The organism is Pantoea alhagi (assembly GCF_002101395.1).
Lineage (GTDB): Bacteria > Pseudomonadota > Gammaproteobacteria > Enterobacterales > Enterobacteriaceae > Mixta > Mixta alhagi.
This window is the reverse complement of record NZ_CP019706.1, coordinates 2,670,736-2,696,059: the sequence shown is the minus strand read 5'-3', so window position 1 is coordinate 2,696,059 and position 25,324 is coordinate 2,670,736. Positions and strand designations below refer to the sequence as shown.

The 25,324-nt window shown below is 56.0% G+C and carries 18 protein-coding genes; 12 read left to right on the top strand and 6 right to left on the bottom strand.

Features of this window, described 5'->3' with window-relative positions:
• Nucleotides 1–181 precede the first annotated feature (181 nt).
• The 8 genes from B1H58_RS12595 (at nucleotide 182) to B1H58_RS12560 (ending at nucleotide 10,082) form a co-directional block, all read left to right on the top strand.
• Nucleotides 182–370 (top strand): YfgG family protein, encoded by a 189-nt coding sequence (locus tag B1H58_RS12595; RefSeq protein WP_085070776.1) that lies wholly within the window; start codon nucleotides 182–184, stop codon nucleotides 368–370.
• Nucleotides 371–474: 104 nt separating this feature from the next.
• Nucleotides 475–1,911, top strand: coding sequence for a magnesium transporter (gene mgtE / locus B1H58_RS12590; protein ID WP_085070774.1), 1,437 nt, complete (start codon nucleotides 475–477; stop codon nucleotides 1,909–1,911).
• 197 nt (nucleotides 1,912–2,108) lie between these two features.
• A complete protein-coding gene (hutI, locus tag B1H58_RS12585; RefSeq protein WP_085070772.1) occupies nucleotides 2,109–3,338 on the top strand; it encodes an imidazolonepropionase in 1,230 nt (409 codons plus the stop codon).
• The gene (hutG, locus tag B1H58_RS12580; RefSeq protein ID WP_085070770.1) at nucleotides 3,335–4,288 is read left to right on the top strand and encodes a formimidoylglutamase; all 954 of its coding nucleotides are present in this window, start codon (nucleotides 3,335–3,337) and stop codon (nucleotides 4,286–4,288) included. The genes hutI and hutG overlap by 4 nt, the downstream gene beginning before the upstream one ends.
• A 68-nt stretch (nucleotides 4,289–4,356) precedes the next feature.
• On the top strand, nucleotides 4,357–5,094 hold the full coding sequence (locus B1H58_RS12575) for a histidine utilization repressor (RefSeq protein WP_085070768.1): 738 nt from the start codon (nucleotides 4,357–4,359) through the stop codon (nucleotides 5,092–5,094).
• Nucleotides 5,095–5,406: 312 nt separating this feature from the next.
• Nucleotides 5,407–7,092, top strand: coding sequence for a urocanate hydratase (hutU, locus tag B1H58_RS12570; protein WP_085070766.1), 1,686 nt, complete (start codon nucleotides 5,407–5,409; stop codon nucleotides 7,090–7,092).
• A gap of 1 nt (nucleotide 7,093) precedes the next feature.
• Complete coding sequence (gene hutH / locus B1H58_RS12565) at nucleotides 7,094–8,623, top strand: histidine ammonia-lyase (RefSeq protein WP_085070763.1); 1,530 nt, start codon at nucleotides 7,094–7,096, stop codon at nucleotides 8,621–8,623.
• A gap of 73 nt (nucleotides 8,624–8,696) precedes the next feature.
• Nucleotides 8,697–10,082 carry an amino acid permease gene (locus B1H58_RS12560; RefSeq protein ID WP_085070761.1) on the top strand — a complete coding sequence of 462 codons (1,386 nt, stop codon included), beginning with the start codon at nucleotides 8,697–8,699 and terminating at the stop codon, nucleotides 10,080–10,082.
• Between the two features lie 163 nt (nucleotides 10,083–10,245).
• Here the strand turns inward: B1H58_RS12560 and B1H58_RS12555 are convergent, their stop codons facing one another.
• The 3 genes from B1H58_RS12555 to B1H58_RS12545 all read right to left on the bottom strand — a co-directional run bounded on the left by B1H58_RS12555 (nucleotide 10,246) and on the right by B1H58_RS12545 (nucleotide 14,843).
• On the bottom strand, nucleotides 10,246–12,348 hold the full coding sequence (locus B1H58_RS12555; protein ID WP_208615318.1) for an amylo-alpha-1,6-glucosidase: 2,103 nt from the start codon (nucleotides 12,346–12,348) through the stop codon (nucleotides 10,246–10,248).
• A gap of 16 nt (nucleotides 12,349–12,364) precedes the next feature.
• On the bottom strand, nucleotides 12,365–13,432 hold the full coding sequence (locus B1H58_RS12550) for a glycosyltransferase family 4 protein (protein WP_085070758.1): 1,068 nt from the start codon (nucleotides 13,430–13,432) through the stop codon (nucleotides 12,365–12,367).
• Nucleotides 13,433–13,652: 220 nt separating this feature from the next.
• Nucleotides 13,653–14,843: an MFS transporter gene (locus B1H58_RS12545; RefSeq protein ID WP_085070756.1), complete on the bottom strand. Its 1,191-nt coding sequence runs from the start codon at nucleotides 14,841–14,843 to the stop codon at nucleotides 13,653–13,655.
• 149 nt (nucleotides 14,844–14,992) lie between these two features.
• Between B1H58_RS12545 and B1H58_RS12540 the strand changes: the two genes are divergently transcribed.
• The 3 genes from B1H58_RS12540 (at nucleotide 14,993) to tnaA (ending at nucleotide 17,821) form a co-directional block, all read left to right on the top strand.
• Complete coding sequence (locus B1H58_RS12540; protein WP_085070754.1) at nucleotides 14,993–15,892, top strand: LysR family transcriptional regulator; 900 nt, start codon at nucleotides 14,993–14,995, stop codon at nucleotides 15,890–15,892.
• A gap of 213 nt (nucleotides 15,893–16,105) precedes the next feature.
• Nucleotides 16,106–16,180 (top strand): tryptophanase leader peptide, encoded by a 75-nt coding sequence (gene tnaC, locus B1H58_RS12535; RefSeq protein ID WP_032257250.1) that lies wholly within the window; start codon nucleotides 16,106–16,108, stop codon nucleotides 16,178–16,180.
• 225 nt (nucleotides 16,181–16,405) lie between these two features.
• Nucleotides 16,406–17,821, top strand: a complete 1,416-nt coding sequence (tnaA, locus tag B1H58_RS12530; protein ID WP_085070752.1) for a tryptophanase — start codon at nucleotides 16,406–16,408, stop codon at nucleotides 17,819–17,821.
• Nucleotides 17,822–18,266: 445 nt separating this feature from the next.
• Here tnaA and guaA read toward each other — a convergent pair whose 3' ends face one another.
• Entirely contained in the window at nucleotides 18,267–19,847 is a 1,581-nt protein-coding gene (guaA, locus tag B1H58_RS12525) for a glutamine-hydrolyzing GMP synthase (RefSeq protein WP_085070750.1), read from the bottom strand.
• Between the two features lie 68 nt (nucleotides 19,848–19,915).
• A complete protein-coding gene (gene guaB / locus B1H58_RS12520; protein ID WP_085070748.1) occupies nucleotides 19,916–21,382 on the bottom strand; it encodes an IMP dehydrogenase in 1,467 nt (488 codons plus the stop codon).
• A gap of 169 nt (nucleotides 21,383–21,551) precedes the next feature.
• Between guaB and xseA the strand changes: the two genes are divergently transcribed.
• Nucleotides 21,552–22,922: an exodeoxyribonuclease VII large subunit gene (gene xseA, locus B1H58_RS12515; protein ID WP_085070746.1), complete on the top strand. Its 1,371-nt coding sequence runs from the start codon at nucleotides 21,552–21,554 to the stop codon at nucleotides 22,920–22,922.
• A gap of 39 nt (nucleotides 22,923–22,961) precedes the next feature.
• On the opposite strand, the gene B1H58_RS12510 is transcribed toward xseA, so the two are convergent.
• Nucleotides 22,962–25,322 carry a glycoside hydrolase family 31 protein gene (locus B1H58_RS12510; protein WP_085070744.1) on the bottom strand — a complete coding sequence of 787 codons (2,361 nt, stop codon included), beginning with the start codon at nucleotides 25,320–25,322 and terminating at the stop codon, nucleotides 22,962–22,964.
• Nucleotides 25,323–25,324 lie beyond the last annotated feature (2 nt).

The following is a 25,324-nucleotide window of genomic DNA, read 5'->3' as shown; positions in this document are numbered from 1 at the left end:
TTCAGGTTTGATATACGTCAAACATTCTTATTAAAACCGCTTTAGTCCACCTGTTGTTTAGCGGACAGACCGATTATATCGGTTAGTTTTCCTGAACCGGCTGATGGCACGACATTGACCTGACGGTAACGCTGTGCCTAAATTGTCTCACCGCCTCCGGGCCAGCTACAGGAGTCCCTGTGTGAATAGCATTACCTCATTGCGAAAACGGCGTAAAACTGGCCGCATGACCCGCATTGTGTTGTTAATCAGCTTTATCATATTGATTGGCCGTTTGTTGTTTGTTTTGCCCGGCGCGTTTCAGCACCATCAGGATAAAAAAACCAATGCCGGGGAGCCCATAACAATTCAGCCCATCAATAAAGAGTAATGACGCGAGCGTTAAGTTGCCTTAACTGAGACAACTTACCCTCTCTTCATGCCTGTAGAAAACAGCGGGCTTATGCCCATGCTTCCGGACACAAGGGAATTTTTATGTCTGTATCCCAAGCCCAATCTCAAGCCCGGCAGCTTGCCGATACCCGCAGCCGTATTCTGACACTTTTACTTAATGAGCCGGAACTGGTAGAAAGTCTGCTGCAGCCGCAGGAGCACTCACCGTTATCGGCAGAACTGTCGAGGCAAATTGACAGCCTGCGCCAGGATCTTTCCCTGCTGCATGCGGCGGATATCGCCGATATTCTTGAAGCCCTGCCGGAAGATGAGCGCCAGGCGCTGTGGCAGCTGGTGAATAACGACCGTCGCGGTCAGGTGCTGGTAGAGGCGTCGGAAACCGTCTGGGAAAGCCTGACCGAAGTCATGAGCGATAAAGATATTCTGCAGGCCATTGCGCCGCTGGATATTGACGATCAGGCTTATCTGGCGAAATATCTGCCGCGCGATCTCACCGGACGGCTACTTACCACGCTGGACCCAACGCTACGCGCCCGTGTACTGAACGTGGTGCACTTCGACCGCGATCGCGTTGGCCGCATCATGGACTTTAATTTCATTACCGTACGCGCCGATATCGATCTGGGGACGGTGCAGCGCTTTTTACGACGCCGGCGCGCTATCCCGGAAGGCACCGATAAGCTGTTTATCACCGATAAAAACAATGTGCTATTGGGTGAGCTACCGCTTACCGATATTTTGCTGAACCAGCCCGACACGCCGGTATCTTCAGTGATGAACGATCGCCCCAATACTTTTCGTCTGGATGATAAGGCGGAAGATGCCGCTGGCGCTTTTGAACGCTATAACCTGATTTCCGCTGCGGTAATTGATGCGCAGGGCAAGCTGATTGGCCGCGTGACGATTGAAGATATTATCGACCTGGTAAATGAAGAGAACGAAAGCAATATCCGTAAAATGGGCGGCCTGAGCCAGGAAGAGGAGATTTTTGCGCCGGTAAAAAAGGCGGTGCGCACCCGCTGGACCTGGCTGGCGGTCAATCTTTGCACGGCATTCATCGCTTCCCGGGTGATTGGCCTGTTCGAAGAGACGATTTCACAACTGGTAGCGCTGGCAGCGCTGATGCCGATTGTGGCGGGTATCGGCGGCAATACCGGCAACCAGACGATCACCATGATCGTGCGCGCGCTGGCGCTGCATCAGGTCGAGCCGGGGAATTTTAGCTTTCTTTTTATGCGTGAGCTGGGCGTGGCGCTCATCAATGGTTTCTTCTGGGGCAGCATCATGGGCGGTATTACCTGGCTGATGTATGACAACCTGGCGCTGGGCGGCGTGATGATGCTGGCGATGATCCTTAACCTGCTGCTGGCGGCGATGGTCGGCGTGCTGATCCCGTTGGTGATGACCAAACTGAAACGCGATCCGGCCATTGGCTCCAGCGTGATGATTACCGCACTGACCGACACCGGCGGCTTCTTTATTTTTCTCGGTCTGGCAACGCTGTTTCTGCTGCACTAAAACAGCCTGGCATCACTTCTCACTGACAGGCCTTCGGTTTACCGCAGGCCTTTTTTCTGCCTCCTCTTCTTTTCAGGTCATGAGAACGTTGGCCGCTGCCCCTCACAAATCGCCAACATTATCGCCCGGTTTTGTTGACAATTTGTTGTGGGTGAAAATAAATGTATAGACAACTCATGACAAGTGGAAGGTAAACCGTGCTTCTTGCTGCTCACGATGTCGTCTGGCGCAATGCCCGCCTGGCAACGTTCGATCCCGATCGTCAAACGCCTTATGGATTACTGGATAATCACGATCTGGTTATTCGCGACGGCCATATTTTGGCTGTTTTACCGGCATCCACCGCCTCTGGTGGTACGGTTCACGACCTTCAGGGGCGGCTGGTCACCCCGGGCCTAATCGACTGTCATACCCATTTAGTGTTTGCCGGCAACCGCGCCGCTGAATGGGAACAGCGGATGAACGGCGTCTCCTATCAACAAATCAGCGCTCAGGGCGGAGGAATTAACGCCACGGTTGCCGCAACCCGCCAGGCCCCGGAAAGTAAGCTGCTGAAGCTGGCTACCGCACGGCTGCAGCGGCTGATGAATGAAGGGGTAACCACGCTGGAAATTAAATCTGGCTACGGGCTTACGCTGGAAGATGAAGCGAAAATGCTGCGGGTGGCGCGCCAGCTGGCAGCTCAGCATCCGGTGGAAATCAGCCCGACGCTGCTCGCCGCCCATGCAGCGCCCGCTGAATATCGTCACGATAAAGATGCCTGGATTAGCCTGATTTGCGAAACGCTGCTGCCACAGCTGTGGCAGGAAGGTCTGTTTGAAGCGGTCGATGTGTTTTGCGAAAGCGTGGGCTTCACGCCGCAACAGTGCGAGCGGGTATTTGCTGCCGCACAGCGTTACGGTATTCCGGTTAAAGGCCACGTTGAGCAGCTCTCATTGCTGGATGGTGCGCAGCTGGTAAGCCGCTATCAGGGGCTGTCAGCAGATCATCTGGAATATCTGGATGAGCAAGGCGTGCGGGCAATGCGCGCCAGCAATACGGTGGCAGTGCTGTTACCGGGCGCATTTTATTTCCTGCGGGAAAGCCAGCGTCCGCCGGTAGAAATGCTGCGCCGCCATCAGGTACCAATAGCGGTAGCCACCGATTACAATCCTGGCACCAGCCCTTTCGCCAGTCTGCATTTATCTATGAACATGGCCTGCGTTCAGTTCGGCCTGACGCCGGAAGAAGCCTGGTCGGGCGTAACGCGTCATGCAGCGCAGGCGCTGGGCCGACAGCATACGCACGGTCAGCTTAAAGCGGGCTTTATCGCCGATCTTGCCATCTGGGAGGCGGAGCAGCCGGTGGAAATGGTTTACGAGCCGGGCCGCAATCCGCTTTACGCACGGGTCTTTCGCGGTCAAATCACGCACGGGAGCGCATTATGAAACAGTGGCGCCCCACCTCTGCTGAGGTCTGGCAGGGTCGTGACGATAGCGGAGAGGCGGCTAACGCCCTGCGTCTGTTCCAGACCATTACCTGCAGCACAACGTTTTGTCCTGAACAGCTGCCCGGCGATATTGCGCTGCTGGGATTCGCCTGCGATGAAGGGGTAAGACGCAACAACGGACGAACCGGCGCTGCTCAGGCACCCGCTATACTGCGTCGCGCCCTGGCCAACCTGGCCAGCCATGCGGAACATACGCGACTGGCGGACTGCGGCGATATTTTTGTCGAACAGGATAATCTGGAACAGGCACAGCAGGCATTGCGTGAAGCGGTACTCGCCTGTCAACGCGCCGGGAAACGCACGCTGGTGCTGGGCGGCGGCCATGAAACCGCTCTGGGGCATGGCCTGGGAGTGCTGGATGCCTTCCCACAGGAAAAGGTGGGCATAATCAATCTGGATGCGCATCTGGATTTACGCCATGCGCCGCAGGCCACCTCGGGCACACCGTTTCGCCAGCTGGCGCACTATTGCGAAACGCAACAGCGCGACTTTCGCTACGCCTGCTGCGGCTTAAGCATGGCGGCCAATACGCAGGCGTTGCTTGATGAAGCAGCCTGTCGTCATGTGACGATCGTAGAGGATTTACGCTGTCTGAGCGCACCGACAGAGGCCATTGCGCAGCTTGAGCAGTTTATGGCGGATCTCGATCGCATCTATCTCACCATCGATTTAGATGTGCTGCCCGCCTGGGAAATGCCGGCGGTCTCTGCCCCTGCCGCGCTCGGCGTTCCCTGCGCAATATTGTTGCAGTTGCTGGCAGCAATTTGCCGCAGCGGCAAACTCCAGGCGGTGGATCTGGTGGAGTTTAACCCTTCGCACGATCGGGACGGGCAAGGGGCACGCGTGGCGGCGCGCATCGCCTGGCAGGTCGCGCGCTGGTGGGGATAAATTACTGAATCCGGGATGGAATTGGGTATACTTATTGCCATCTGCCAGGCAGCCGCAAGGAATATCGCATGTTTTTATCCCGATCCCGGTCTACCGCCGCCAGCGCGCCCGTGCCCTTGTACGCGAAGGTCAAACAGGCCATCAGTAAACAAATCAGCGCTGGCGTCTGGCGTCCTCACGATCGCATCCCTTCGGAAGCGGAACTGGTGGCGCAGTTTGGCTTCAGCCGAATGACGATCAACCGCGCGCTGCGGGAACTGACCGATGAAGGCCTGCTGGTGCGTCTGCAGGGCGTTGGCACCTTTGTGGCGGAACCCAAAGGCCAGTCAGCGCTGTTTGAAATTCGTAGCATCGCTGATGAAATTACCGCACGTCATCATCAGCACCGCTGTCAGGTGCTGAAACTTGAACAGATCGAGGCTGATTTTACCCAGGCAGCCGCGCTGGGCGTGGAGGAAGGCACGTCGGTTTTCCATTCAGTGATGGTTCATTTTGAAAACAACGTGCCGGTGCAGATTGAAGATCGTTGCGTTAACGCGACGGTTGCCCCACATTATCTGCAACAGGATTTTACCGCCACCACCCCGCATGCTTATCTCTCTCTGGTCGCGCCGCTTACCGAAGGTGAGCATATTGTCGAGGCGGTGAGATCAACGCCTGAAGAGCAAATGCTGCTGCAGATTGACGATAGCGAACCTTGCCTGTTGATCCATCGTCGCACCTGGTCAACGCAGCATATTGTTTCTCATGCCCGCCTTTTATTTCCCGGTTCGCGCTATCGTTTACAGGGTCACTTTATGTCCTGACGCCGGTCAACGTAGCCGGCGAAATTTATGTAAAAGCGCGTTGAAATCCGTGATAGCTAACGCAAATTTCTCTAAAACCCCCTTCTGTCAGTTACCCGCTGATAAATAACAAAAAAAATCATTAACCTCTGGTGGGAGCACTTTCCCCTTATTGGTATTCATTTGATTTTTATAGGTTTTAATTGTTTCTTAATTGTTAAATATCAGCTTGCGCACATTTGTATATACAAGTATATGTGTTTGCATTCTTTCTCTGATTCGCTTCGCCGAAGCAGATAATTTATTTCATGCAACCATCAGGAGTTAACCGCGATGTCGCAAAGCAAATACCGCGCGCAGGAAATTCGCGCCCCACGCGGAACCACGCTGAATACCAAAAGCTGGTTCACCGAAGCGCCGCTACGTATGTTGATGAATAACCTCGATCCGGACGTGGCGGAAAATCCGCATGAGCTGGTGGTATATGGCGGTATTGGCCGTGCGGCACGCGACTGGGAGTGCTTTGATGCCATTGTCGCCGCGCTTAAAAAGCTGGAAGACGACGAAACGCTGTTGATTCAGTCCGGTAAGCCGGTCGGGGTTTTTAAAACGCATGAAAATGCGCCGCGTGTATTGATTGCCAACTCCAACCTGGTGCCGCACTGGGCCACCTGGGAGCATTTCAATGAGCTGGATGCCAAAGGGTTAGCCATGTATGGCCAGATGACCGCCGGAAGCTGGATCTATATCGGCAGTCAGGGCATCGTTCAGGGCACCTATGAAACCTTTGTTGAAGCGGGACGTCAGCATTACAACGGCGATCTGAAAGGACGCTGGATCCTGACTGCAGGTCTGGGCGGAATGGGCGGTGCACAGCCGATGGCGGCGACGCTGGCAGGCGCCTGCTCGCTGAATATTGAATGCCAGCAAAGCCGTATCGATTTCCGCCTGCGTACGCGTTATGTCGATGAGCAGGCCGATTCACTTGATGACGCGCTCAACCGTATCAGGAAATATACTGCGGAAGGCCGGGCGGTTTCTGTTGCGCTGTGCGCTAACGCGGCGGAGATCCTGCCGGAGCTGGTGAAACGCGGCGTGCGTCCGGATATGGTTACCGACCAGACCAGCGCGCACGATCCGCTGCACGGTTACCTGCCGAAGGGCTGGCACTGGGAAGAGTACCAGCGTCGGGCGCAGACCGAGCCGCAGGCGGTGACCGAGGCGGCGAAACGTTCTATGGCCGACCATGTCCGCGCGATGCTGGCGTTTAAAGAGATGGGCGTTCCGGTTTTCGATTACGGCAATAACATTCGCCAGATGGCAAAAGAGATGGGCGTGGCAAACACCTTTGATTTTCCCGGATTTGTGCCTGCCTATATTCGTCCGCTGTTCTGCCGTGGCATTGGTCCCTTCCGCTGGGCGGCGCTTTCCGGCGATCCGCAGGATATCTATAAAACCGACGCTAAAGTTAAAGCGCTCATCAAAGATGATAAACATCTGCACCACTGGCTGGATATGGCGCGCGAGCGCATCAGCTTCCAGGGACTGCCCGCGCGCATTTGCTGGGTAGGCCTGGAGTGGCGACAGAAACTGGGCCTGGCGTTTAACGAAATGGTACGCAGCGGTGAGGTTTCTGCGCCCATCGTTATCGGCCGCGACCATCTGGATTCAGGATCGGTAGCCAGCCCTAACCGCGAAACCGAAGCGATGCGCGATGGTTCTGACGCCGTCTCTGACTGGCCGCTGCTGAATGCGCTGCTTAATACCGCCAGCGGCGCGACCTGGGTTTCTCTGCATCATGGCGGCGGCGTGGGCATGGGCTTTTCTCAGCATGCCGGGATGGTGATTGTGTGCGACGGCAGCGACGATGCGGCAGCCCGCATCGCTCGCGTGCTGCATAACGACCCGGCGACCGGCGTGATGCGCCATGCCGATGCCGGTTACGACATCGCTATCAACTGTGCGGTAGAACAAAACCTTAACCTGCCGATGATCGCCGCCACTCAGGAGAAACGCTGATATGAACCTCACTCTTCATCCCGGCACGCTTACGCTTGCTCAGTTACGTGAGATATACAGCCATCCAATCCATATCGAACTGGATGAGCGCGCTATTCCGGCTATCAATAACAGTGTAAACAGCGTTAACACCATTCTGGCTGAAGGCCGCACCGCCTACGGCATTAATACCGGTTTTGGCCTGCTGGCCCAGACTCGCATCCCGGCGGAAGATCTGGAAAATCTTCAGCGCTCGCTGGTGCTTTCCCATGCGGCAGGCATTGGCGAACCACTGGATGATAGTCTGGTTCGCCTGATGATGGTGCTGAAAATCAACAGTCTGGCGCGTGGTTTTTCCGGCATTCGCCTCAGTGTGATTCAGGCGCTGATAGCGCTGGTGAATGCGCAGGTTTTTCCGTTAATCCCGGCCAAAGGATCGGTAGGCGCATCGGGCGACCTCGCGCCGCTGGCACATATGTCGCTGACGCTGCTTGGCGAAGGCAAAGCACGTTATCAGGGAGAGTGGTTACCGGCGGCAGAAGCGTTGAAAAAAGCCGGGCTGGAGCCGATTACGCTGGCCGCTAAAGAGGGACTGGCGCTGCTTAACGGCACCCAGACCTCTACCGCCTTTGCATTGCGCGGTCTGTTTGAAGCGGAAGATCTGTTCGCATCTGCGGTGGTATGCGGTGCGTTAACCACCGAGGCGGTGCTTGGCTCGCGCCGACCGTTCGATGCACGTATTCATGAAGCGCGCGGCCAGCGGGGGCAAATTGATACGGCGGCGCTGTTCCGTCATCTGTTAACCGACAGCAGTGAGATCGCTAAATCGCATCAAAACTGCGATAAAGTTCAGGATCCCTATTCGCTACGCTGTCAGCCGCAGGTGATGGGTGCCTGTCTGACGCAGCTTCGCCAGGCGGCGGAGGTGTTATTGATCGAGGCTAATGCGGTGTCTGATAACCCGCTGGTGTTCGCTGATGAAAACGAAGTGATATCGGGCGGCAATTTCCATGCCGAGCCGGTGGCAATGGCAGCGGATAATATTGCGCTGGCGATCGCGGAGATAGGTTCGCTTGCCGAGCGGCGCGTGGCGCTGATGATGGATAAACATATGTCGCAGCTGCCGCCTTTCCTGGTTAAAAACGGCGGCGTTAATTCAGGCTTTATGATTGCTCAGGTGACCGCCGCTGCGCTGGCCAGCGAGAACAAAGCGCTGGCGCACCCGCACAGCGTGGACAGCCTGCCCACCTCCGCCAATCAGGAAGATCACGTCTCTATGGCACCCGCCGCCGGACGGCGACTATGGGAAATGGCTGCCAATACGCGCGGCGTGATTGCCGTGGAGTGGCTCGCCGCCTGCCAGGGCGTCGACTTACGTGAGGGGCTAAAAACCAGCCCTGCGCTGGAGAAGGCGCGTCATATCCTGCGCGAGCAGGTTACTCACTATACCCAGGACCGTTTCTTTGCGCCGGATATCGAGCGCGCCGCTGAGCTGTTGAGCGCTCGTCATCTGACGACGCTGCTGCCTGCCGTACTGCCCAGCTATCAGTAATCGTTGTTCTCTGCTCTGCCGGGAAACGCTCCCGGCAGCCATGCGCATATTCCACTCTTTTCAGGGCCTTGATATGCAACAACCTACGACACATCTGCTGCGCGGACTCAGTGCGCGCCACATCCGCTTTATTGCGCTGGGTTCCGCTATTGGAACAGGGCTGTTTTATGGTTCCGCCGCCGCTATTCAGCTGGCGGGGCCTGCCGTGCTGCTGGCCTACCTGGCTGGCGGCGCGGCGGTATTTATCGTTATGCGTGCGCTGGGCGAAATGGCGGTGCGCCACCCTATCTCCGGCTCTTTTAGCAGCTATGCCCGTCACTATTTAGGGCCGCTGGCGGGCTTTATCACCGGCTGGACCTATACCTTTGAGATGATCATCGTTTGCCTGGCGGATGTCACCGCATTCGGCGTCTACATGGGGCTTTGGTATCCTGACGTGCCGCGCTGGATCTGGGTATTGAGCATCATCTGCTTTATCGGCGCCCTGAATCTGTGCCACGTGCGGGTATTTGGCGAGATGGAGTTTTGGCTGTCGCTGATTAAAGTCGCCGCTATCTTTGCCATGATTATCGCTGGCGCAGGCGTGATCCTGTTTGGTTTCGGCCACAGTTTTCCCGCTACCGGCGTGGAAAATCTCTGGTCGCACGGCGGCTTTGCGCCGGATGGATTAGGCGGTGTCATCGCCTCGCTTGGTATCGTAATGTTTGCTTTTGGCGGCATCGAAATCATCGATATTACCGCAGCGGAGGCACGCGATCCGCAGAAAGTCATTCCCCAGGCGATTAATACCATTCCCTTACGCATCATCCTGTTTTACGTCTGCACGCTGTTTATCCTGATGGCGATTTTCCCGTGGAACAGCATTGGGCAACAGGGCAGCCCGTTTGTATTGATTTTTGATGGTCTGGGGCTGCCTGCCGCCGCCAGCGTGCTGAATATCATTGTGATTAGCGCCACCATCTCGGCGATTAACAGCGATATTTTTGGTGCCGGGCGCATGATGTACGGTATGGCGAAAGAAGGCATGGCGCCGAAAAGTTTTCTGCGAATCGCCAGTAACGGCGTGCCCTGGATGACGGTGGTGGTACTGACGGTAGCGTTGCTGGCTGCGGTGGTGCTTAACTACTTAATTCCTGAACAGGTGTTCGTGCTGATCGCCTCGCTGGCGGCCTTCGCCACAATCTGGGTATGGCTGATGATTTTACTTTCCCACTTTGCCATGCGCCGCAGCTTATCCGCACAGCAGCGACAGGAGATTCGCTTTCCTGTGCCTTTCTGGCCGGTAGCACCGGCGATCACGCTGCTGTTTATGCTGCTGGTAATTGGCGTGCTGGGTGCGGTAGCGGAAACCCGTCTGGCGCTGATCGCCGGGCTGGTATGGCTGGCGATCCTGACCGCATTTTACTTTTGGCGGATTAAAAAACGGCTCAGACCGATGGTGCTGGAGCAGCCAGAATGACCGATGTACGTTCAGGTTTCCCGGGCGCGCCGGTCAGGTGAGAGCCGCGCATAATGCTGAGGGAGGAGGCATACTTAACCCGGCAGGACACTGGCTGTGGCAGAGCCCGCGTCCCGCCGGGTTATATCAGAAATAATGGCTGGCCCATAAGGTTTTCAGTTTGTCAGGTTAATCGCTGGCCTTCACCCCCCAGGGAGACATTAACCACCGCCTTGCCCTGTCGCTGTTCCACGGAAACCACCACCTGCGTACCGAGACGCCGGAACGTCAGGTCCAGCAGCGAATCGCCGACCGCCAGCCGCCTGATTTGCAAACAATCGATGCCTACCGGCAGCCTCGGCTGTTCAACGGTTACCGTTTCACGGCGGCCATCAATCGTTATGCCCAGACAGGCCTGCATCAACATAAACACGGAACCTGACGCCCACGCCTGCGGCAGGCAGGCGACCGGATAGGCGATCGGCGCTTCGCCGGGATCGCGTTCAAAACCGCAAAACAGCTCAGGCAAGCGCATATCAAAGTAAACGGCGGCTTCAAACAGGCTGGAAAGCAAGTGCATCACGCCGTCCCGCTCGCCATAGCGTGCCAGCCCCGCAGCGCATAGCGCCACGTCGTGCGGCCACACTGAACCATTATGATACGACATCGGGTTATAACGCGGTGCCTCCACTGCCAGCGTGCGGATCCCCCAGCCGCTGTTAAAGGCACGCGACAGCAGTTGTCTGCCTGTGGCCTGCGCCCGCTCTGGTGTTGGCAATCCACAGTAGAGCAAATGCCCGGCATTTGAGGCGCGAACCCCACAGGGATTGCCCTGGCCATCCAGCGCCAGCGCATAGAACTGACGATCCTCAAGCCAGAAACGTGTTTCCACAGCCTGACGCAGCTTATCAGCATGCTGTTCCCACTTTTCGGCCTGATCAGCCAGCCCGCGCCGCCGCGCAAGCCCTGCCATTTCAAGCCAGGCGCGGTAAGCGTATCCCTGTACTTCAATCAGGGCTACCGGCCCCTGCACCATATTGCCCTGTTCATCAAACACCGAGTCATGGCTGTCCTTCCAGCCCTGATTGAGCAATCCGCTGACTTCGCCGCGCGCATACTCCACCAGCTCACGCGGGCTGGTTTCCACCATCCGCTCCAGCCAGCCGGCAGCACGCATCAGTGCAGGCCAGATGGTAGTAATAAAGTCATCATCACCGGTACGCCGCACATACGCCCCGGCCAGCATGAGAAACAGCGGTGTGGTATCCACCCCGCCGTAATAGCGACCAAACGGCAGCTCGTTAATGGCAGACATTTCGCCTTTACGGGTTTCATGCATAATTTTACCCGGCTGCGCATCGCGGAAGGTGGAATCCTCCTCGGCCTGATTTTTGGCAAGAAAGGCCAGCACGCCACGGGCCAGTTCCGGATCGAGCCACAGCGTCTGCAACGCCGTGATAATAGCGTCTCGCCCGAACGGCGTAGAAAACCACGGGATACCGGCATAGGGATAAGGCCCCTCCTCCAGTTCCGTGGTCAACAGCGCCAGGTCCATGCGTGATTTGTCCAGCCAGGCCTGGAATAACCGGCCTGACGCCTGCAGACGCGCGCCGCGTCGGCTTCGGCGACGCATCATACGTCGCGCGGCTGCGGCGGCGCGACGGTAACGCTCCCGGCTGGGCGTGCTGCGCTCAGGTCCGATCTCAAGATAGACTTCCTGATAACCCTGTCCGGCAATATCAATTAAAAACTCAGCGCGGTGCGCATCCAGACGGCGCGGCGGCTGGGAAAAATCCAGCGAGGTGGTGCGCAACTGATGGTCCAGTCCCTCATAGGCCATCTCCACACGTTGCTGCTCTACCCGCAGCGGCCGCAGTTGACCTCGCTGTTCTCGTTGCTGGCCGCGCACCTCGAACATATCGCGAAAATCAGCGGCGAAGGTCAGCATTAGCGGCACCTGCACCGGCGTATCGCTGTGGTTGTTCAGCAGAATGCGCTCGTACACCGTGTCATGCCACAGAAAGCGCTTGCGCTCAATATGCACCACCCCCTGCGGCAATGGGTGATTGGTTAAATGGGCGGTAAAGAATACGTTGTCCTGGCTGACGGCACTGGACAAGAGTGATGGCTGCACTCCCCCCAGCGTCAGCCGCAGCTCAGACAACATGCGCGTGTCATGGTGAAATAACCCGTCCTGCTGGCCGAGTATATCGCCCCGGGCGTCCGCCACCAGGAACAGGTCACCCTCTTTAAGTACAAACAAACTGGCCGAGGTATGATGCTGCATACTGGTTGTCTCCCTCTCATCCATGATTCGCCGCCCTCTGTGCAGTAGCAGCAGCCGGTACGGTAGCCGCCAGCAGCTGTTCATACAGTGTCAGGTAGCGACGCGCCATCACCCGCGCTGAAAAACGCTGTTCATATACCGTGCGGATACGCGCACGATCGAGTGTCTCCGCCACCCGTATCGCCGCCACAGCATCATCTTCGTTATCAACAATCAGCCCGGTAACGCCGTGATCAATTACCTCCGGCACCGAACCGCAACGCCAGGCAATAACCGGCGTGCCGCTGGCCATCGCTTCGATCATTACCAGACCGAACGGCTCCGGCCAGTCCACCGGGAACAACAACGCCTTCGCGTCAGCAAGGAAGCGCCCCTTTTCTGCATCGTTGATTTCGCCAATAAACTCGATCAGCGGATCGTCCAGCAGCGGCTTCACGCACCCCTCGAAATATTCCCGATCGGCGCTATCAACTTTAGCGGCGATCCTGAGCGGCAGCCCGGCGCGTCTGGCGATGGCGATAGCCCGCTCCGGTCCTTTTTCGGGAGAGATACGGCCAAGGAATGCCAGATAGCCGCCATCACCAGGCGTGACCGCCGGGATATCCATGCCATGATGTACGGTAGCGAACCAGTTGGCGAAAGGCAGCGGGGTACGCTGATGCTGGGAGATGGAAACCAGCGGATAACGATGCCAGCGTCGATAGGCTTCCGGAAGATCTTTCAGATCGAGCCGCCCATGCAGCGTCGTTAATGTGCGTCCGGCCATCTCTTCAAACAGGGGAAAGTGAAGCAGGTCGGTATGGAAGTGGATAACATCGAATTCGTCCCGGCGGCGGGAGACGTCATGCAACATACTCAGATGACAGGCGAGATCGGACTTTAGCGGTGCCGGATCCAGACGCAGCGCCTGATCCCGACAGGGCACCAGCCTGGCGCTGGTTTGCGTATCGGCGGAGGCGAATAAGGTCACATCATGTCCCTCTGCTACCAGCGCATTGGCCAGATGAGCCACCACCCGCTCGGTGCCGCCGTACAGTCTGGGCGGAACAGCTTCATACAAAGGAGCAACCTGAGCAATCTTCATCGTAGAAATCTCCACAAGGTTCCAGAAAATGCAAACAGAGCGAAAAAATCAGGGATAAAGGATTGGCGTAAAAACCAGAAACTATATTAGGACGATAACGGGCGTTTTCAAGCTGACGCAGCGTGCTGGCAGCAGGCGAAAAAGCCCGACTCATGCGGGCTCAGGAAATATTCGGGGATCAGACGGCACTGGATACGCAGCGTTAAAACTTTGGCGCGTTTTACCTCTGTGCTGGCGGGAAGCCATGGCGCTTACCCGCCCAGACTATGGCCAGCGTTAAGATCAGTAGCACCAGCAGCGCTGGCGGGAATGCCGGGACGCCAATGCGATCCAGTAAAATTCCGCCGATGATGCCGCCGCCCGCAATCGCTATGTTCCACGCCGTTACCAGCATCGACTGCGCCACATCGGCCGCCTCCCCAGCGGTCCTGGCGAGCGCAGTCTGGAACAGGGCCCCTGCCCCGCCGAAAGCCAGGCCCCAGGCGGCCGTAGCGGCATACACAACGCCGGGGATGTTGCCCGCTGTACCCAGCGCCAGTGCGGATAGCCCGAACAGAATGGTACTGCACAGCGTTAACGCGCGCAGATAGCGATCAATCAGCACGCCGATAATCCAGATGCCCAGCAAAGCAGTAATGCCGAACACCAGCAGCACCAAATCCGTCCGCTCTGCCATGCCTGCCGACGTTAAGAACGGCGCGATGTAGGTATAGAGAATATTGTGAGCCAGCACGAAGGCCAGCACCGCCAAAAGCACCGGGCGCACGCCGGCTACGGTAAACACATACCCCAGCGAGAGCCGCTTACCCACGGCCTGCCCGGCGAAATCCGGCACCCTGAGGCGCACCCATACCATCAACGCCAGCGCCAGCCCGCTCATCAGGCCGAAGCACATGCGCCAGTCAACCAGGCTACCAATGAAAGTGCCCACAGGTACGCCAAGCGACAGCGCCAATGGCGCGCCCACCATCGCAATGGCGATAGCCCGGCCCTTCTGGTGCTCTGGCACCATGCGCGCGGCATAACCCGCCAGTAGCGCCCATAACAGTCCGGCCGATACGCCAGCCAGAAAACGGGCCACCATCGTCAGGAGATAGCTGTCAGAAACCATCGTCACGGTATTGGCAACAACAAACCCCGCTATCGCCGACAGCAGCAGCGGGCGACGGCGTACGCCCTGAGTAGCCGCGATCAGCGGAATTGCCGCCATCAGCGAACCAACGGCGTAAACGGTGACAAGTTGCCCGGCCAGCGCCTGGGAAATTTTCAGACCAGCGCCGATCTGCGGCAGCAGTCCCGCAGGCAAAGCTTCGGTCAGGATGGTGATAAAGCCCGCCAGCGCCAGCGCCAGTAGCGATGCGACAGGAAGCCGTGCGGCGGGCACGTCGATGGTTGCAGTTGAAGTTGTCATAACTCTGCCTTTAAAGGGTACCGGCCAGTCGCAAATAGCATGGAACCGGCACCGGTTGAACGTAAGCCGCATAGTGAAGGCGTTCCCGATCCACGACAATAATGCTAATGTTCCAAACATATCGGACAAATATTCCTGGCAGACGCAAAATGGAACCTCTTAGTGGCATTTCGTTTTTTGTACAGGCGGCAGAAACGCGTAGTTTTTCTGAAGCCGGGCGTCTCCTTGGCGTATCTTCATCGGCAGTGGGCAAAAGCGTCTCCCGGCTGGAAGCGCGCCTGGGCGTGCGCCTGTTTCACCGTAACACCCGTAGTATTACGCTGACCGTCGAGGGTGCGCAGTTCCTTGAACGCTGCCGACGCATCTTATGCGAGGTTGAAGCGGCCGAGCTGGAACTCTCTGAGACACAGCAAGCGCCTCGGGGTCGGCTACGCATTAGTCTGCCGCTGGCTGGAATGTTGGTTATGCCCGCGCTCACTGCTTTCATGCATCGCTATCCGGCTATTGAACTGGACGTGGATTTTTCCGATCGTTTGGTGGATGTGATTGAAGAAGGCTTCGATGTGGTAATGCGTACCGGCGAACCGGCCGATTCACGCCTTATGTCTCGTCCGGTAGGCAGCTACCGGTTGATGCTGGTCGCCTCGCCCGATTATCTGGCAAGGCATGGCATACCCCAGATACCCGGCGATTTAACGCGCCACGCCTGTTTGCATCACAAGTTTCCCAGCAGCGGAAAACGGGAACCCTGGCCGCTGAAGCGCGCCGAAAACGCACCGGAACTCACGCTACCGACAACCATGGTATGCAACACCTGCTCCGCCTTAATCGACGTGGCAGTGGCGGGCCTGGGAATCGCGTGCCTGCCGGACTTTATGGTGCAGCAGGCCATCGAACAAGGCCTGCTGGTTTCGGTACTGGACGAGTACATCGAACATCAAGGCACCTTTCGGCTGCTTTGGCCATCGAGCAAGCACCTGGCACCGAAGCTACGCGTTTTTATCGACTTCATGGTCGGGGAACTTTTTGCAGAAAGAACCTTTTCCTGAAAACGACCCTCCAGGCGAATAGAGCACGGCGTGCCAGAAGCACCGTGCTCTATTATTAAATGCCCAGTTTCGAAATGATGCGGAAGTCTCTGTTAAACCCGTGGCAATTCACATTGATGAGTTGTGATTCGATTCACATTAAACTCACTATCGAATAGACAAAATTTTTTGGTGCCATATTGTAGCACTGTGTCTTCCGAGGATAAGTACATTATGAATATCTTACATATATGTGTAACCTCAAAGTGGTTTAACATCGACAACAAAATTGTCGAGCATCGTCCTTAGTTCCCTCTGCATTCATCTCCAGCAAAGACAAACGAATCAGATTCCACGTGATCTTTTTGTTTGATCCGCCTGAATTTTGTCGTTTATAGCGACCCGGCCTTTATCACTATTATCTCATTTGAGTTAATGATTGCGCCTGCCTGTATAAACATGGCAAATCAGCGGCTACAGCAAACAGCATATTCACAGGGATCATTGTAATTAAAAGTATTAGAGGATGATGTCATGGAAAATTTCAAACACCTGCCTGAGCCGTTCCGTATCAGAGTTATCGAGCCGGTAAAACGTACAACAAGAGCATACCGTGAAGAAGCCATTATTAAATCGGGCATGAACCCTTTCTTACTGGATAGCGAAGATGTTTTCATCGATTTACTGACGGACAGCGGTACCGGTGCGGTTACCCAAAATATGCAAGCGGCGATGTTGCGCGGTGATGAGGCCTACAGCGGCAGCCGCAGTTATTATGCGTTAGCTGAGGCGGTAAAAACTATTTTTGGTTATCAATACACCATTCCAACTCACCAGGGTCGTGGCGCTGAGCAGATCTATATTCCGGTACTGATCAAAAAACGCGAGCAGGAAAAAGGTCTGGACCGTAGCAAAATGGTGGCGTTCTCGAACTATTTTTTTGATACCACACAAGGCCATAGCCAGATTAATGGCTGTACCGTTCGTAACGTTTATATTAAACAAGCTTTCGACACCGCTGTACGTTACGATTTTAAAGGCAACTTTGATCTTGAGGGTCTGGAAAACGGGATTGAAGAAGTCGGTGCCCATAATGTGCCTTATATTGTTGCGACCATCACCAGCAATTCCGCTGGTGGTCAACCGGTCTCCCTTGCAAATTTAAAAGCGATGTACAGCATTGCGAAGAAATATGATATTCCGGTAGTGATGGACTCCGCACGCTTTGCTGAGAATGCTTATTTTATCAAACAGCGCGAAGCGCAATATAAAGACTGGAGCATCGAACAGATCACCCGTGAAACTTATCAATATGCGGATATGCTGGCCATGTCGGCCAAAAAAGATGCGATGGTGCCAATGGGCGGCCTGCTGTGTGTCAAAGATGACAGCTATTTCGATGTTTATACCGAGTGCAGAACGCTTTGTGTGGTACAGGAAGGCTTCCCGACTTACGGCGGCTTAGAGGGCGGTGCCATGGAGCGTTTGGCGGTGGGTTTGTATGATGGCATGAACCAGGACTGGCTGGCTTATCGCATTGCGCAAGTTCAGTATTTAGTCGATGGTCTGGAAGAGATCGGGGTTGTTTGCCAGCAGGCGGGCGGCCACGCAGCCTTTGTGGATGCAGGAAAATTATTACCGCATATTCCGGCTGAGCAATTCCCGGCGCAGGCTCTGGCGTGTGAGCTTTATAAGGTTGCGGGCATCAGGGCAGTTGAGATTGGCTCTTTCCTGTTAGGCCGCGATCCGAAAACCGGCAAACAGCTACCCTGCCCGGCCGAATTGCTGCGTTTAACGATCCCGCGTGCCACCTACACGCAAACTCATATGGATTTCATTATCGAAGCCTTTCAGCAGGTGAAGGCAAACGCTGAAAATATCAGAGGCTTAACCTTTACCTATGAGCCGAAAGTATTGCGTCACTTCACGGCAAAACTGAAAGAGGTTTAATCGTTGTCAGCGTGGCCTAACGCATATGGGCGATAATATTATCCTGACAAGGGTCATTGTTTTTGGTGCGACGGTGATCCTTTGCTGGTTTGATAATCTCTTCAATGTGTTAGCAAAATTCAGTTAGGTCACTTTTTTCTGCTAATGCCATTTGCATGATTTACAAAGCCCAGGGCCTGGAGTGCATGCGGCTAACTAATTTGCCAAAAGAGCAAACAAACTTCGCCCTTTTCAATCTTCCTTCATTTTTACCCCATTACTGGAGTGGCTCTGGACTTCAGCTCCCATGACGTCAAAGTTTTACGGTAAAATTTACTCAACTCTTCAGCATGCTGAGCTTCTGCTGGCAAAACATCAGGTTTGATATTGGCAATAAAAAAGCCCGCGAGTAAGCGGGCTTAAAGGGTTTTTTAATAGTTAGTCGTGCCAGTTGCTCGCAACTAAATTATTCCCACTCAATCGTAGCCGGTGGTTTACCCGAAATATCGTAAACCACACGGGAGATGCCGTTCACTTCATTGATGATGCGGTTAGAGACGCGGCCAAGGAATTCATAAGGCAGATGCGCCCAGTGGGCCGTCATGAAATCGATGGTTTCTACCGCGCGCAGTGATACCACCCAGTCATATTTACGACCGTCGCCCATCACGCCTACCGAGCGAACCGGCAGGAACACGGTAAAGGCCTGGCTCACCTTGTTATAGAGGTCAGCTTTACGCAGCTCATCAATAAAGATGGCGTCAGCGCGGCGCAGCAGATCGCAGTACTCTTTTTTCACTTCGCCCAGCACGCGCACGCCCAGACCCGGGCCCGGGAACGGATGGCGATAAAGCATATCGTAAGGCAGACCCAGCTCCAGACCGATCTTACGCACCTCATCTTTAAACAGCTCTTTCAGCGGCTCAACCAGCCCCAGTTTCATCTCTTTCGGCAGGCCGCCCACATTGTGGTGCGATTTAATCACATGCGCTTTGCCGGTAGCAGAGGCGGCAGATTCGATTACGTCCGGGTAGATGGTGCCCTGCGCCAGCCATTTCACGTCGGTAAGATGGGTAGCCTGCTCATCAAACACTTCAACAAATACGCGCCCGATGGTTTTACGTTTGGCTTCCGGCTCATCAATGCCTGCCAATGCATCCAGGAAGCGCGCTTCTGCCGGTACGTGGATGATATTCAGGCCGAAATGATCGCCGAACATGTCCATTACCTGCTCCGCCTCGTTCAGACGCAGCAAACCGTTATCGACAAATACGCAGGTCAGACGATCGCCAATGGCGCGATGCAACAGCATCGCCGTCACGGAAGAATCAACACCGCCGGAAAGGCCAAGGATAACTTTATCGTTGCCTACCTGCTCGCGCAGACGTTCAACGATATCTTCAATGATTTTTGCTGGCGTCCACAGCGCTTCACATTCGCAGATGTCGCGCACAAAGCGTTCCAGCATGCGCAGGCCCTGGCGGGTATGCGTCACTTCCGGGTGGAACTGCACGCCATAGAAGCGTTTCTCTTCGTTCGCCATAATGGCAAACGGGCAGGTCTCGGTGCTGGCAACGGTCACGAAGTCAGAAGGGATCGCGGTAACCTTATCACCATGGCTCATCCAGACATCCAGCAGCGGCAGGCCAGCAGCGCTGACGGAATCTTCGATGCCGCGTACCAGCGCGCTGTCGGTTCTGACTTCCACCTGCGCATAGCCGAACTCGCGCTCGCTGGAGCCTTCTACTTTACCGCCCAGCTGCATTGCCATGGTCTGCATGCCATAGCAAACGCCCAGCACTGGCACGCCCGCGTTGAAGACATATTCCGGCGCGCGCGGGCTGTTAAGTTCAGTAGTGCTTTCCGGGCCGCCGGAGAGGATGATACCGCTCGGCTTAAATCCACGGATCTGCTCTTCAGTAACATCCCACGCCCAAAGCTCACAGTAAACGCCCAGCTCACGCACACGGCGTGCAACCAGCTGAGTGTACTGAGAACCAAAATCGAGGATTAAAATACGGTGCTTATGAATATTTTCCGTCGTCATTAAGGCAATTCCAGGGCGATAGACTTAATAAAAGCGCCCGGCTGAGGCCGGGCGAGAAAGGTTCGGGATTAAGATCCCATGCGGTAGTTCGGAGACTCTTTCGTAATGGTCACGTCATGCACGTGGCTTTCCGAAATGCCCGCGCCGCTAATGCGAACAAATTCAGCTTTGGTACGCAGCTCTTCAATGGTGGCGCAACCGGTCAGACCCATGCAGGAGCGCAGGCCCCCCATCTGCTGATGAACGATCTCTTTCAGGCGACCTTTATAAGCCACGCGGCCTTCGATCCCTTCCGGCACCAGTTTATCCGCCGCGTTGTCGCTCTGGAAGTAACGGTCGGAAGAGCCTTTAGACATCGCGCCCAGCGAGCCCATGCCGCGATAGGATTTAAACGCGCGGCCCTGATAAAGTTCGATTTCGCCCGGTGATTCTTCCGTACCGGCCAGCATTGAGCCTACCATTACGCAGGAAGCGCCAGCCGCGATCGCCTTGGCGATATCGCCGGAGAAACGAATGCCGCCATCGGCAATAACCGGCACGCCGGTGCCTTCCAGCGCTTCGACCGCGTCAGAAACCGCCGTGATCTGCGGTACGCCGACGCCGGTCACGATACGGGTGGTGCAGATAGAGCCCGGGCCGATACCGACTTTCACCGCGCTTACGCCCGCCTCAGCCAGCGCACGAGCGCCTGCGCCGGTGGCTACGTTGCCGCCGATGATTTGCAGATCGGGATATTTAGCGCGGGTTTCGCGAATGCGCTGCAGTACGCCTTCGGAATGACCATGAGAAGAGTCAATCAGCAGCACGTCAACGCCTGCGGCAACCAGCGCATCCACGCGCTCTTCGTTACCGGCACCGGCACCTACCGCTGCGCCAACGCGCAGGCGACCATGCTCATCTTTACAGGCCAGCGGTTTACGCTCGGCCTTCTGAAAATCTTTTACGGTAATCATGCCCAGCAGACGGAAACTCTCATCCACTACCAGCGCTTTTTCGACGCGCTTCTCGTGCATTTTCTGCAGCACGACTTCACGCGCCTCACCCTCTTTCACCGTAACCAGGCGCTCTTTCGGCGTCATCACCGCCGTTACCGGCAGGTTCAGATCGGTCACGAAGCGCACATCACGACCGGTAATAATGCCAACCAGTCGGTTATCATCACTCACCACCGGATAACCTGCGAAGCCGTTACGCTCGGTCAGTTCTTTTACTTCGCGCAGCGTTGTGGTCGGCAGTACGGTTTGTGGATCGGTCACCACGCCGCTTTCATGTTTCTTCACCTTGCGCACTTCTTCCGCCTGGCGCTCGATGGACATATTTTTGTGGATAAAGCCCAGCCCGCCTTCTTGCGCCAGTGCGATAGCCAGACCGGCTTCGGTCACGGTATCCATAGCAGCAGAGAGCATTGGAATGTTCAGACGAATTTTTTGGGTCAGTTGGGTACTGAGGTCGGCCGTGTTAGGCAGGACAGTAGAGTGAGCAGGAACGAGCAAAACGTCGTCAAAAGTGAGTGCTTCTTTAGCGATTCGTAGCATGGCAATATCTCAACCTGGGGTGAATGAGAACAGATAAAATATTGCCGCGGCATTATACAGGGCGTAATCGGTTGCCTCCAGCTTTTTTTCAGAAAATGTCTTGATCCTCTGTATCAGCCATGTAGTATCGGTTAATTAACTCGCTGATTTATTATTTGATCCCTATCACATGTCGCTACCTCCTTCCGCCAATATTTTTACCGTTAGCCGCCTTAACACCACGGTGCGTCAGCTGCTGGAAGGCGAGATGGGGCATATCTGGCTCAGCGCCGAAATCTCCAATTTTACCCAGCCCGCTTCCGGCCACTGGTACTTTACGCTCAAAGACGATACCGCTCAGGTGCGCAGCGCGATGTTCCGCAACAGCAACCGGCGCGTGACCTTTCGTCCGCAGCATGGCCAACAGGTGCTGGTGCGCGCGACGGTTACGCTCTATGAGCCACGCGGCGATTATCAGCTGATTGTGGAGAGCATGCATCCGGCGGGTGAAGGACTGCTGCAACAGCAATTTGAACAGTTAAAGCAGCGGCTGGCGGCAGAAGGCCTGTTTGAGCAGCAGCATAAACAACCGCTGCCCGATCCGGCGCGTCAGGTTGGAGTAATAACCTCCGCTACCGGCGCAGCGCTGCACGATGTGCTGCGTGTGCTGCATCGTCGCGATCCTTCGCTACCGGTAATCATCTATCCAACGGTGGTACAGGGTAACGAGGCGCCTGCCGCCCTTGTGCGTGCCATTGAGCTGGCAAACCTGCGTAATGAGTGTGACGTGCTGATTGTGGGACGTGGCGGCGGCTCGCTGGAAGATTTATGGTGCTTTAACGATGAGCGTGTGGCACGCGCTATCTTTGCCAGTCGTATTCCAGTTGTCAGCGCTGTAGGCCATGAAACAGACGTGACTATTGCCGATTTTGTCGCCGACCTGCGCGCGCCCACCCCTTCTGCGGCGGCGGAAATCGTTAGCCGTAATCAGGTGGAATTGCTGCGTCAGCTTCAGTCGCAGCAGACGCGGCTGGAGATGGCGATGGATTACTATCTTGCCCAGCAGCAGCGTACCTTTACCCGCTTGCAGCATCGTCTGCAGCAACAGCATCCGCAGCTGCGGCTGGCGCGCCAGCAAACCACGCTGTTCCGCCTGCAGCGTCGGCTGGACGAGGCGATGCAGCTACAGTTGCGTAACGCCTCGCGTCAGCAGGATCGTCTGGCGCAGCGCCTGACGGCCCAGCAGCCACAACGCAATATTAACCGGGCGCAGCAGCAGCTTCAGCAATGGCATTATCGCCTGACGCAGGCGATGCAGCAGCGGCTGAGTGCAGAGAAACAACATTTTGGTGTGCTGGTGGCGCATCTGGAAGGCGTTAGCCCGCTGGCGACGCTGGCGCGCGGCTTTAGCGTGACGCAAACGCCACAAGGCGAAGTGCTTAAAAAGACCCGACAGATACAGCCTGGCGAAACGTTGCAAACCCGACTGCAGGATGGCTGGATAGAGAGTGAAGTGAAAACCATTACACTATTGAAAAAAGCGCGTAAGAAGCAAACCTAACGCTCCATTACGCGCCTGAATGGCCTGTTACCCGTTCAACTACAGATGATAGGCTGAAGTAAGCTCGCCGTTAATCCAAAGCTGGCGCTGCTCATCGGGCGGCAGCGTAACAGTTAAACGTCGCCAGGCGGGCTGATAGCGTCCTTCCCGCTCCACATTCAGCTCAATGCGCGTCGTACTACAACAGATGCGCCAGCGCAGCCAAAGCGCATTGCCCTGCCGCCAGGCATGGCTTTCGCCGTCATCCTCGAAAATCATTCCTTCGCTCTGCCCTTCCAGTAACGGGAACAACCGCAGCTCGCGCCAGTCGTCCGCCGCCGCATCCACGTGCGCCATCCGCTGCGACAACGGTAACCCTGCCCCGGCGCGCACCAACAGCGGCAGCCGTTCCAGCGGTGCATCCAGCGTGATCCACTGTCCGCCGCCATACCATTGTCCACTCCAGAAGCAGTACCAGCCCGTATTGTTATCCGGCAGCCAGACTGCGCGCTGACGCTGGCCAGGCTCTACCACGCTGGCCACCAGCAGATCGCGTCCGATAAGAAAATCATCACTTTCCTGCCAGGTTTGTGCGTCATGCTCATGATCGAGAAAGGCAGGCCGCAGCATCGGCTCGTCGCAGACGCTGGCCTGCCACAACAGCGTGTAAAAGTAAGGTAACAGGCGATAGCGCAGGCGGATCGCTTCACGCACTATCGCCGTCACGCCGGGATACATCCACGGCTCATTAACCGTGCCGTCATCGTTCCAGGAGTGGATGGTAAAGCGCGGATGCATCACGCCGTTTTGTACCCAGCGAACAAACAGTTCCGCATCCGGTCTGTCGCCGGCAAAGCCGCCGACATCGTGCCCTACGTTATATAATCCGGAAAGGCTCATCCCCAATCCCATGCGGATGTTGTAACGCAGCGTCTGCCAGCTGGTGCGGTTGTCGCCGCTCCAGGTTTGCACGTAACGCTGCATCCCGGCGCAGCCGGAGCGCGAAATCAGATAAGGTCGTCGCTGCGGGGCAAAATGCTGCTGCGCTTCCAGCGAGGCGCGCATCATCAGCAATGGCATCACCGGGCGAATATGTTTAATCGCCACGGCACGACCAAAGCCGTGACAACGCGCCTCACCGTCCCAAATCTCATATTCATTGTTATCGTTCCAGGTAGAATCGATGCCCATCTCCAGCAGCTGGCTGGTGACGCTCTGTTGCCACCAGCGAATCGTTGCCGGATTGGTGAAATCAAGATGGGAACCTTCATCATCCCAGAAGCAGGATCGCTCTGGCGCAGCGCTATCTGAATCGCGTATAAACAGCCCCTGCTGCGCCACGTCTTCGTAGAGCGGATGATCCTGCAGCAGACAGGGCTTGATATTGGCTGCCAGACGCAGCCCGGCATCATGAAACGCCTGGCTCAGCGCACGCGGCTGCGGCACTTTTTCATAATTCCAGTTAAACACGTAACGCTTGTTGCCAATGGATGTGTAGCCGGAAGAGAGCTGGAAAGAGTCGCAGGGAATCGCATGCTGACGGCAGAGCTGGATAAACTGCTGTAGCTGCTGCTGCGCATCGGGCGCATCGGTATAGTGCATGGTTGAGCCGCTGTAGCCCAGGCTCCATCTGGGGCCAAAACAGGTTTTACCGGTGAGCCGCACAAATGCTTTCGTGACATCCAGCACCCGCGGACCGAAAAACAGGTAATAATCGAGATCGCCTGCCTCTGCCTGATAACGTCGATAAGGCTGATGGTAGTTATCCAGCTCATTACCAAGATCGATCCAGCAGCTGCTCAGATTATCGTAAAACAGCCCGAAGCTGACCTCGCCATGACGGGTAATGGTAAAGGGAATATGTTTATAGAGCGGATCGGTACTGGCGGCGTTATAGCCCATGGCATCAAGGTTGCGCATCTCAAAGCGGCGCCCGCTACGCTCAAGATCGCCTGACTTCTCACCCAGCCCATAGTAGCGATCGTCGGCGAAACGGCGTTGATAGTGCGCAACGCCATCGCCATGCATGTTTAATAAGTAGGCGCTGGTGCGGCGATCTTCGGTGAGTAATTGCCACTGATTATTTGCATCAAGATATTCCCACTGCAGCCAGAGCGGCTGATGGATCGTTACGCGCAGGTTCTGGCTGCTGATAAGCAGCCGCTCATCCTGAATGTGCAGATGATAGCCCGGCAGGCTAAAGCCTTCCACGCTCAGGCGATCGCGTCCCTCCCAGGGCACATCCTCTTTCGGTGCGATACTCCAGGTACGATCCAGCGCCAGCTCGCCACGGCGTTTGATCAGGATGCGAAACAGCGACTCTTCCAGCACGTAGAGGCAGAACAGATGCTGTTCATCTACCCGCAGTTCGATCCTGTCGGCATACTCCCCCACCAGCGTCCAGTTTTTTAACGTTTTCATAT